We start from the raw sequence: 10288 nt of genomic DNA on the forward strand, positions 1-10288 counted from the left end.
ATTTTCCTAAAAGCAAGTGAGCTTCGTCCATTTGCATATTCTTTTCTCGCCCTTGAATATTCATCGAATGTTTCTGGATAGCTTTAGTTGCTTTAGTCTCAGCACGTTCAAAATTTTGGTTTTTACCTTTTTGTCCAGGCAACATAGTTTCTTCAACAATTTGCATTCTTTCTACAGGCAAGACTTCCCAAAAATCATCTTTGTAACCGCTCTTTAAATCGTTAATACCTAATTGTAGTGCAACACCTCCATTATACAAAACATTATATTCTGAGTTTACAGCATGCCAATTTCTGTTTACAAAAGAGTTTTTCTTTGTAGAACAAGCAACAACAATAATTAATAAAAACGAAAGTGATATATATTTTAAACTATTTGTTTTCAAGGTAAAAGGTTTTTAAATAGTAACTTCTAAAAGTCAAATTTAGTATAATGACGGGTAAAAATACGTTTCTTTTTCAAATTCCGAAAGTAAAGTATTTTTTTAATTTTTAATCACTTATAAAAATATATCAATCCTGTTTGTTAATTTTGCTAAAAAGAATTCATATGTCTACATTTTACAAACTAAATATAAAAGAAATTAAACACGAAACAAAAGATGCTGTTTCTGTTTTATTTAATATTCCTCTAGAGTTTCAAGATTTTTACAAGTTCGTTGCTGGACAATATGTTAATCTGAAATTGACACTCGATGGTGAAGAAATTCGTCGTGCTTATTCTATCTGTTCAGCACCAAATAGTGGCGAATTAAGAATTGCTATAAAAGCTGTAAAAAATGGTAATTTTTCAAAATTCGCAAACGAAAAATTAGCAGTTGGCAATGTGATCGAAGTAGGAACTCCTGAAGGAAAGTTTACGTTTGAACCAAATCATGACAAACAAAAAAATTATCTATCATTTGCTGCAGGAAGCGGAATTACGCCTATCATGTCGATATTGCAATCGGTTTTAATACAAGAACCTAAAAGCACTTTTGTTTTAGTTTTTGGAAACAAATCACACGAAGAAACAATTTTTCACGATAAACTAATCGAATTACAACAACAATATTTAGGGCGTTTCTTTGTTCATTTTGTCTTTAGTCAATCGAAAACCGACGATTCCCTTTTTGGAAGAATAGATAAATCCGTAGTAAATTTTGTGCTGAATAACAAACATGTTGGCACAGCATTTTCTAAATTTTACTTATGTGGTCCAGAAGAAATGATTAATACGGTAAGCGATGTTCTTAAAGAAAAAAATGTTTCTGATAAAGACATAAAATTCGAATTGTTTTCTGCTTCTACTAAAGAAAACGCCATTGATACTGGTAAAAATGAACATACTAAAATCACTGTTTTAGTAGATAGCGATGAGACTACATTCGAAATGTCAAACAAGCAAACTTTGCTAGAAGCTGCGCTTAAACAAGGTATAGACGCCCCCTATTCTTGCCAAGGAGGAATTTGTAGTAGTTGTTTGGCTCGTGTTACTTCTGGTAGTGCAGTTATGAAAAAAAATTCGATATTAACAGATAAAGAAATCGCCGAAGGCTTAATTCTTACTTGCCAAGCGCACCCAACATCGAGCGAGATTTTTGTTGATTATGATGATGTGTAGAAAAGAGAGATGTCGTTCCCAAGCTTTTACTACTGTTGCGAACTAAAGAAGCCGAAACTTTCGGTTAAGCACTGATTTCAAAGATACAAAACAAACTTTAAATTATGACCAAAAAACGCAATAGCGTAAAACCTGTGTTACAAGAGGTTTTAGTTTTTTTGTTCCATTATTAATTATAAAAAAATAGCGGTTTTAGAGCAATCTAAAACCGCTATTATATACTTATCGTCTTTCTTTTAAGGAACTTTAGTTAGCACCATATTTGCAGGAGCCAGAAAATCTGAAATATCTACTGTATTACTTCCCGTACAAGGAATAGGTGTTTCGGTACGAGGTTTTTCTGTTCTGCTCCAAGTCAAGGTTGGCTGATTACTCGAGTTTAGTGAATAACTAACTCGTAAATCACCTATTCTAGACTTAACGCATTCTGTAAATGAAGGTTCTTGATAACCAAATTTAATGCTTTCAGCATCGTTAGTTAGAAAACGGAAATTTACTTGACTTATGTTTGTGGTATAAGTCTCGAAAATAGTATTGCCATTATTTTTGTATTCGTAACGACTTATCAGTACATCCTCTTTTTGTTTACTATGCCAGCTACTATCATCATTTTCTAATTTTATAAACGTTATTTTAAACGAAACGCCTCCTTGGGTGTATTGCCAAGTCCCTACAAACTTGTCTAATGAGTGGTTTATATCTTTGAAATAGGTAAAATCTCTAACCATATAAGCAGGGTCTAAAGCGTCTTCAAGTGGCACAGTTATCCACTCCGCTGTATGTTGGGCATAGCTAAAGCTATTGAAAATTAGCAACGTTGCAATTATTATTTTTTTCATAATGATTTATTTTTAGTTTACTATTGTCCAAGAATAGGTTGGGTTTGCTGGTGATTTAGGCATAGAGTGATATAGACCAATGCCAGTGTCTAAATTTTTTAATAATTTTGAAAAAAGACTCTCTAATATAGCATCATGTTGTTCTATCGAACAACCATTGCAAAGATCATTTGCCCGTTCGGAAACATTTTTGAATTTCTCGTCAACATATGCTTTATAAGTTTGTCCCTTAGTATTTTTCTTCTCAGGGTCTTTATAATAACTAAGAAAATTTTGCAAAGCAACAGGGCTATTTACTCTAAATGCGTAATTACCTGCCTTACTCATAATAATCGATGTAATGTCTTGTGCGTCAGTGGCACCCAAATTTACTTTATTATTATACGTTTGTGCAAAGTTTGCAATATCTCCAATAGTTGGGATTGGCTCCAATCCATTATGATGCACATGAATTATTACTTTAGTGTTTATTTGTACGGGAGGCAAATCTAGTCTATCTAAAATGCCTACTATTAAGCTTGAAGGAACAAGAGTTCCAGCTGAATTAGCAGTAAATACATATGCATGCTCTACGTTTGCTGTAATCCTATTCTTTAAATCATTCATTTTTGGGCTTACTATTGCTCCGTTTGTTATTGTGTTAAGCTTACCTATATTAGGGTCAACATAAACAGTTGCAGTACTAACACCACCACCGCTACTATTACCAGTACTGCTACTATTACCAACACCTCCACCACCTCCACATATTGAAATTATTTGCCAACCACCTTGCGTACATGTTCCTGTAGAGGTGTGACCAGGATAACTACAAATCCAAATAGCTGAATCGTAACAACCTGCGTCTAGAAGTCCTTGACTGATTGGAGTATCGTTATAAACAATTGGTTCAATTGTTTTTTGACTTTGCTGTATTGTAGCATTTAAATTTTCTGAAGTAATTTGAACATCATTAGTGTATTTAATAATCCATGACTTTATTAGATTCTGATTGTAAACCTGTACTACAAGATTTTCCAGTTCGTTAGGTAATGAATTATCTCTAACAATGTGTATTGTATAAGAGACAATGGAGTCTTTATTTATTTCGTTTACCAGTTCATTAGAAATAGTAAAGCCATACTGTTGTTCCATAACTGTTTTTCCATTTGTATTGGTGCTAGCTGTTCCCTTTTTCTTTTTAGGGACTTTTAAAATGGCTTTTCTAAACCCTTCTTGTTTAATCAAATCTTCAAATTTTCTATGATTAACTCCAGTATTTTGTTTATTCAAATCATTTTCTATTAGGTCATTTTCTGCACTACAACTAAATAGCAATAATCCTACCAAAAAAATGGTTAATAGTAATTTAATTGTCTTGAGTTTTTGTTTCATTTAGTTTGTTTTTAATCTGTTCCACTTCGCGACGCAAGGCTGAAATTTTACCTTTTTCAAGAAATAAAGAGCAATAATAAATAGTTTAGTTAAACCAATTTTACGGTTTTTCCGCACATTTTGTTAAATTTTTACTTAACGGTTCATTATTTTTTCTAAAAAAAATCTCTTGTAACTAAATACTAATGCTCACTAATTACTTCTAATTCTGTTCTAAAAGCTAACATCTTATCCCCAAAAAGACGCAACCCTTCTTCACGTAAATGTGGCGCGTCTTCTAGGTAATATTTCTCTAATGTTTCTTTACTATCTGTTGTAAATTGAATTGAATAAGTAATGCCGCCCATTTCTTCTTCTATTAAAACCTTGACCATTCTTGCCGAAGTAAATTTGCCTGTTGCTAAAACATCGGTAATGTGTTTTTCTTGCATCCAAGAAAACCATTGGTCGTGTACACTTTCGTGAATGTTTATGGTTACGTTGTATATTATCATTTTTTGGTTATTTGTGGATTTGGTTATTTGTGGATTCGAATAACCAAATTCACAAATAACCAAATAAACTTTTTTATAAATTAGTGTCTCCTCGCAATTTTCTGTAATTATTTCTGGCTTCTACAAAATAAATACTGTCTTCATGACTGAATATTATTTTTTCATAATAAGCCTTTGCTTTTTCTATATCAGGCAATTGTTTTCTGTAGATTTCGGCCGAAAAAAACAAGGCTTCATCAATGTAAATTCCTTCGGCATGTTTGTCTATAATTTGCTGGTACAAACTTAATGCTTGAAGAAAATTATTTTGTTTTTCATACAATTTTCCAATTCTGAGCAAAGTTACATCTTCTATTTTTTCTCCTTTGTGTTGTGCTAAAATAGTTTCAAATAACTGTAATGCTTCTGTATTTTTGTTTTGATACGCTAGAAAATCGGCTTTCGAGAATTTTTTTAAAGCCACTTGAGTCGAATCTTCAACAGTATTATCACTAATCAGTAAAAACAATTCCATAGAATCATTGGCAATTAGCTGTGATGTCGAAGATTTTAAAACTGTAAATTGTTTTTGCGCCCAATCGAAATCACCTTTATAATAACTTGCTTTTGCCATTTTTAGGCTTGCTTCGTGTGCCATTTGATCGTTTTCTAAATCATCTTCTATTTGAGCATAATAAATAATGGCTTGGTTAAATTTTTCGTCAAGCAATAATACATCGGCCAATTCCATTTTTACATCTGCTTTTTGATAATTATTTAAAGGTAAATCTAAAGCTTTAGTCAAAACTGTTTTTGCTGATTCGAATTGTTTTAAATAAAAAGCATCAAAATGTGCACTCAAAATTTGTAATCGAATAGAATAAGGAGAAATTCCATATTTCTTTAACAACAAATCCAGTTTTTCTTTTATAATTGGATATTCTTTCGTTGTAGCTTTATCAATATCTATAGATGTCAATTGATAATGAGCTTCCATTTGTAATTCTAAATCTTGTGTATTTAGCAAGATGAAATTTAGAATTTCGGTAGCGGTTTCAATTTCTTTTTCATCGATAGTCAATTTCGCCAAATTAATGATATTAATTAAATTATCTGAATTTCTTTTGAAAATGGCTTTTTCTTGGATAAACGCTTTTCCATAATCTTTTTGCTGTATAAAAAACCAACTCATAAATTGATTCCAGAACAAATCCTGTGTTTTTTGAGTGCGAATGAGCAATGCTTTTTTTAGACTATCAGAAAATGCTTTCTGAGAATCTTCGGACATAAATCGAGTTAATTGGTTTTGAACCAATGGTAAATTTACAGAAAACCTAAAGGAATAATCGAGTAAGGTATCAATCATTAAATCTATTTTTCCCAGCTGACCTTGTAATAATGACACTTGATAATCGAAATTTGCATCAGGATTACCTAAATTTCCTAAACGATAAGCTTCGATAGCTTGCTCGACTAATGCTTTTTGCTCGAAATCTCGTGCAACAGTATATACATTATTTGGATTTTCTTTTATTTTTTCGAGGGCAATTTTATAGTTTTTATCGGCTTTATCCGTATTTTTTTGCAACTGATAATTATACCCTAATTCGATATATAAATTGGATTGCTTGGTTTTATTTATTCTATTACTAATAATAGTTTCGGCTTTATCTAACTGATTTAGTTGCTGATAACAAGCAATTTGCTTCTGAAAATAATTGTAATTATTGGGCTGACCTTTTACTAAATCTTCATAAATAAGTATTGCTTTGTCGAACTCACCTCTATCAAAATAATTTTGCGCCAATTGTTCGTTTTGCGAGAAAACAAACATTGGAAATAATAAAACGATATATAGAAATAATTTTTTCATTGGTAATATAACTTTCTATAACTTTTATAAAAGTGTTTGTTTTTGTCATTTCGACGAAGGAGAAATCTCACGCAAATATCTAATGAGATTCTTCGTTCCTCAGAATGACAACTTTGAATATTTTGGATTAATAAAAATAAAATAGTCATTAAAAAAACAATGTACTAATGTAACAATTTTTATGCTTCATTAGTACATCTAAAAAATTCTGTAGTTTTTAATTTATGATATCAAAACCTGTATACTTTCTAAGTACTTCTGGAATTACAATTCCTTCTGGTGTTTGATAATTTTCTAAAATTCCTGCTAAAACTCTTGGTAAAGCCAATGAACTTCCGTTTAAAGTGTGTGCTAATTGGTTTTTACCATCTTTGTCTTTGAAACGTAATTTTAATCTATTTGACTGAAACGTTTCGAAATTAGATACTGATGAAATTTCTAACCAACGATCTTGCGCTGTGCTAAAAACTTCAAAATCATACGTTAATGCCGATGCAAAACCCATATCTCCTCCACAAAGACGAAGGATTCTGTAGGGCAATTTTAGTTCTTGTAAAATACTTTTTACATGTTCGACCATTCCTTCTAACGCTTCATACGATTTGTCAGGGTGTTCGATTCTTACGATTTCTACTTTGTCAAATTGGTGCAAACGGTTTAGTCCACGAACGTGAGCTCCCCAAGAACCTGCTTCGCGACGGAAACATGGTGTGTAACCTGTACATAAAACTGGTAATTCATTTTCGTTGAGAATAACATCTCTAAAAATGTTTGTTACAGGGACTTCGGCAGTTGGAATAAGATATAAATTGTCTTTTGCATCGTGATACATTTGTCCTTCTTTGTCAGGCAATTGTCCAGTCCCGTAGGCAGAAGCTTCGTTTACCATGTGTGGAACTTGATATTCTAGGTAACCAGCATCGGTGTTTTTGTCTAAAAAGTAAGAAATAAGTGCACGTTGTAATTTTGCTCCTTTTCCTTTGTAAACAGGAAAACCAGGTGCTGTAATTTTTGTTCCTAATTCGAAATCGACAATATCATATTTTTTTATCAATTCCCAATGAGGTTGAGCTCCTTCGTGTAAAACTGGAATTGCACCTTCCTCAAAAATATTTAGATTTTCCTCGGGTGTTTTTCCTTCAGGAACGATGTCTGCAGGAAGATTTGGTAATGTATAGAGTTTGTCTAATAAATCTTTTGCTAAAGCTTCTGTAATTTCAGAAAGTTCTTTAGTTTTTTCTTTATTGGTAGCAATTTGTTCTTTTAGAGCAGTCGCTTTTTCTTTTTCGCCACTTTTCATCAAATCGCCAATTTCTTTGGATATATTATTAGATTCGGATAAAATAGTATCTAATTCTACTTGTGTTGCACGACGTTTTTCGTCTAGTTGCATAACTTCTTGAACAATACTCGTAGCATCGATGCTTCTTTTTGCCAAAGCTTTGATTACTTTTTCCTGATTTTCTCTAATAAATGCGATTTGTAACATAACTTGAATTTTTTAATAAGAACGCAAATTTAGTAATTAATACAAAGGAACGAGTTGATTTATTTCTATTTATTTATCCTTTATTTTATAGATTCGAGTATTTTAATGAGTTGCTTTGCATTTAGATAGCTGTTGTGTTGAAAAACAATCTCGCTTTTTTCATTCAAAACACATAAAACAGGGTAATTGATTTGGTTGTTGATTGTACCTAACTCGATTGCCAATTCGTGAATTCCCGAATTGCTTCCGTTAGGTTTAAAAACAAAATTATGGTTATTGAAAACTATTTTGCGCGTTTCTTCTGCATCAAAATCTACGAAATAAAATTGCTCGTTTATTTCTTTTATAACAGTTGGGTTTTTGAATGTTTTGTCTCGCATTGCATGACAATATTTGCACCAATCGGTATGAATAAAAACGATAATCTTTCGTTTTTCTACTTTTTGTAGACTGTCAATTTCTTCAAATTTGGATAGCTGTAATTGGGAAAAACCTTTCGGAATTGCCAAAATAAAAAGAACCAAACAAATATAATTTCTCATTATTTAAAATTATAACGTATCCCAAAAAAGCCTCGAATACCTTGATTTTGTGCATACACATAAGTCGTGTCAAAAGTTAATCCATACGGATTTTGTGGTGTTGCCAAGACTTGTCCGTTGGTGTCATACTGAACATTTGCATCAAAAGGGTCGTTAGCATTGGCTATCAAAAAGAGATTGTTTTGTTTTGGTAAAAAGTTTAATAAATTTTTTATTCCCGTATAAATTTCAAAATTTTTCAACCCAGAATAAGTAAACTGAAGATTTTGAATACTATGTGTTGGCGATTTTGGCGCACGTGGATCTAAATCATTTAATAAAGGTAATTTCATAGAGCCGTATAAATTCCCTGTGTAATCGATTACTAAATCTACTTCTTTTATTTTGTAAGACACATTCCAAGTTCCTGTAAAACGTTCTGTTAGAACTGGAATTTCACTAATTCCGTTTTGTATATTTCTATTATCTAAAAACGAAACGCCAGTAATAATCTTTAAACCATTGGTAAAATTCACATCAATATTTGTTGTAATTCCTTGGCTTATCGCATATCCATTTATATTATCATAAATAATTTTGTTTGGATCGGTCGAGTAATCATTTACAATTTTATTGCTAAATCGGGTATGAAATAATGATGTTTCGATTCCTACAAATGTTCCGCTTTCGAAATTAAACTTTTTAATGTAATTTAAATTTACGTTTACAGATTGTTCGGGTTTCAAATTATTTTTTATTTCGACTTCACGAGAACCTGTAAGTGCGGCATGGTCTTCGGTAAATAAATTGACGACTCTAAAACCTGTTCCAGCATTTAAACGAATAATATTATTGTCATTCAGTTTTAATTTATAGGCAACTCGTGGTGTAAAAATATTCCCATGAAACGAGTTGTAATCATATCGTAAACCTAATAAAAGTTTGTTTTTATCATTGAAAGCTATTTCGTCTTGTACAAAAATACCTGGCAAAAATGTTTTTTCAGGTTTGTTTTCTCCATTTTTTGCTGTTGTTTGTGTATTGTCATCATAATGATTGTATCGCAATGCCGTTCCTAGAAGCATGTCGTGTTTTGCTATTTTTTTATCCCAAGTAAGTTGTCCGAAAGCAATTTTCTGATTGGCAATATAACTCGTTGTTCCGTATCGGCTGTCTTGAAAATGTGCGTTTCCAGAAAATGAAAACATAATTTTTTCAGAAGTGGGAAACTGATAATTTCCTAATAATTCTCCGCGTTTGGTATAAATGCTTTCTCCGTATATTTCATTTCCGCCTCGATATTTTCTTTCCCAACGCATGTCTCCGCCAAAACGATCCTCGTAAACGCCTCGAGCAGCAATAGTAAACAGCCTGTTTTCTTTGCGAACAAAACTCCATTTCTGAAATAACGAAATCCTGTCCGACAATGTCACATCTGTAAAACCATCGTTGTCATTATCTACTCGATTCCCATTTTTAAAGTAATTTAAACCAATTAATGCGATGGCTTTTTTTCCAACATTAAATTTAGCACCCATATCGATATTGTTTTCAAGATAAGAAGTCGAGAAAACATCGGCAGAAAACCTTGAGGCATTTATCGGATTTTTGGTAATAATATTTATCAATCCGCCAACAGCTTCGCTTCCATACAAAGAAGATGCTGGGCCTTTTACAATTTCTATTCTTTCTACTAATGAATTGGGAATTCCAGACAAACCATAAACGGTCGATAAACTACTTACAATAGGCATTCCGTCGATTAACACTAATGTATAAGGACCTTCCAGACCATTTATATGAATATCGCCCGTGTTACAAACACCACAATTTAGTTGCGGACGAACCCCATTTACATTTTGAAGAGCCTCATAGATACTTGGTGTTGGGTTTTTTTTGAAGAAAACAGGTGAATAAACTTCGACAGGAACAGGACTTTCTAGTCGTCGAACCGGTTTTAAAGTGCCAGAAATGACTACTTCGTTAAGATTATTTTGCGAAACGTTCAAATCAAAATTCAGAACCAAACTGTCATTTTCTTTAACTTCAAATTTCCGTCTAACTGTTTCAAAACCCATTGCCGAAACTTGTAAATTATAATTTCCGACTGCTATGTT

The 10288-nt window shown here is 32.1% G+C and carries 8 protein-coding genes and 1 pseudogene; 1 reads left to right on the forward strand and 8 read right to left on the reverse strand.

The annotated features are described in order from the left end of the window. Positions 1–385 (reverse strand): annotated as a pseudogene (locus tag ACHZC3_RS07665) (gliding motility protein); the annotation flags it as partial. Positions 386–549: 164 nt separating this feature from the next. Here ACHZC3_RS07665 and ACHZC3_RS07670 point away from each other — a divergent pair. Continuing rightward, positions 550–1602, forward strand: coding sequence for a 2Fe-2S iron-sulfur cluster-binding protein (locus tag ACHZC3_RS07670; RefSeq protein WP_394759275.1), 1053 nt, complete (start codon positions 550–552; stop codon positions 1600–1602). Positions 1603–1838: 236 nt separating this feature from the next. Here ACHZC3_RS07670 and ACHZC3_RS07675 read toward each other — a convergent pair whose 3' ends face one another. From ACHZC3_RS07675 to ACHZC3_RS07705, 7 genes are all read right to left on the reverse strand, one after another. Further along, positions 1839–2441: a DUF6705 family protein gene (locus tag ACHZC3_RS07675; RefSeq protein WP_394759276.1), complete on the reverse strand. Its 603-nt coding sequence runs from the start codon at positions 2439–2441 to the stop codon at positions 1839–1841. 12 nt (positions 2442–2453) lie between these two features. Beyond that, on the reverse strand, positions 2454–3815 hold the full coding sequence (locus tag ACHZC3_RS07680) for a hypothetical protein (protein ID WP_394759277.1): 1362 nt from the start codon (positions 3813–3815) through the stop codon (positions 2454–2456). 182 nt (positions 3816–3997) lie between these two features. Then, a complete protein-coding gene (locus ACHZC3_RS07685) occupies positions 3998–4309 on the reverse strand; it encodes a DUF4286 family protein (RefSeq protein ID WP_394759278.1) in 312 nt (103 codons plus the stop codon). Positions 4310–4382: 73 nt separating this feature from the next. Continuing rightward, on the reverse strand, positions 4383–6161 hold the full coding sequence (locus ACHZC3_RS07690) for a tetratricopeptide repeat protein (protein WP_394759279.1): 1779 nt from the start codon (positions 6159–6161) through the stop codon (positions 4383–4385). Positions 6162–6378: 217 nt separating this feature from the next. Beyond that, positions 6379–7650 (reverse strand): serine--tRNA ligase, encoded by a 1272-nt coding sequence (serS, locus tag ACHZC3_RS07695; protein ID WP_394759280.1) that lies wholly within the window; start codon positions 7648–7650, stop codon positions 6379–6381. Between the two features lie 80 nt (positions 7651–7730). Further along, a complete protein-coding gene (locus tag ACHZC3_RS07700) occupies positions 7731–8192 on the reverse strand; it encodes a thioredoxin family protein (protein ID WP_394759281.1) in 462 nt (153 codons plus the stop codon). Then, positions 8192–10288, reverse strand: a 2097-nt coding sequence (locus tag ACHZC3_RS07705) for a TonB-dependent receptor domain-containing protein (protein ID WP_394759282.1), incomplete at its 5' end; no start/stop codon positions are given. The genes ACHZC3_RS07705 and ACHZC3_RS07700, both read right to left, overlap by 1 nt.

The organism is Flavobacterium sp. (assembly GCF_043720215.1).
In the GTDB taxonomy this organism is placed as follows: Bacteria; Bacteroidota; Bacteroidia; order Flavobacteriales; family Flavobacteriaceae; genus Flavobacterium.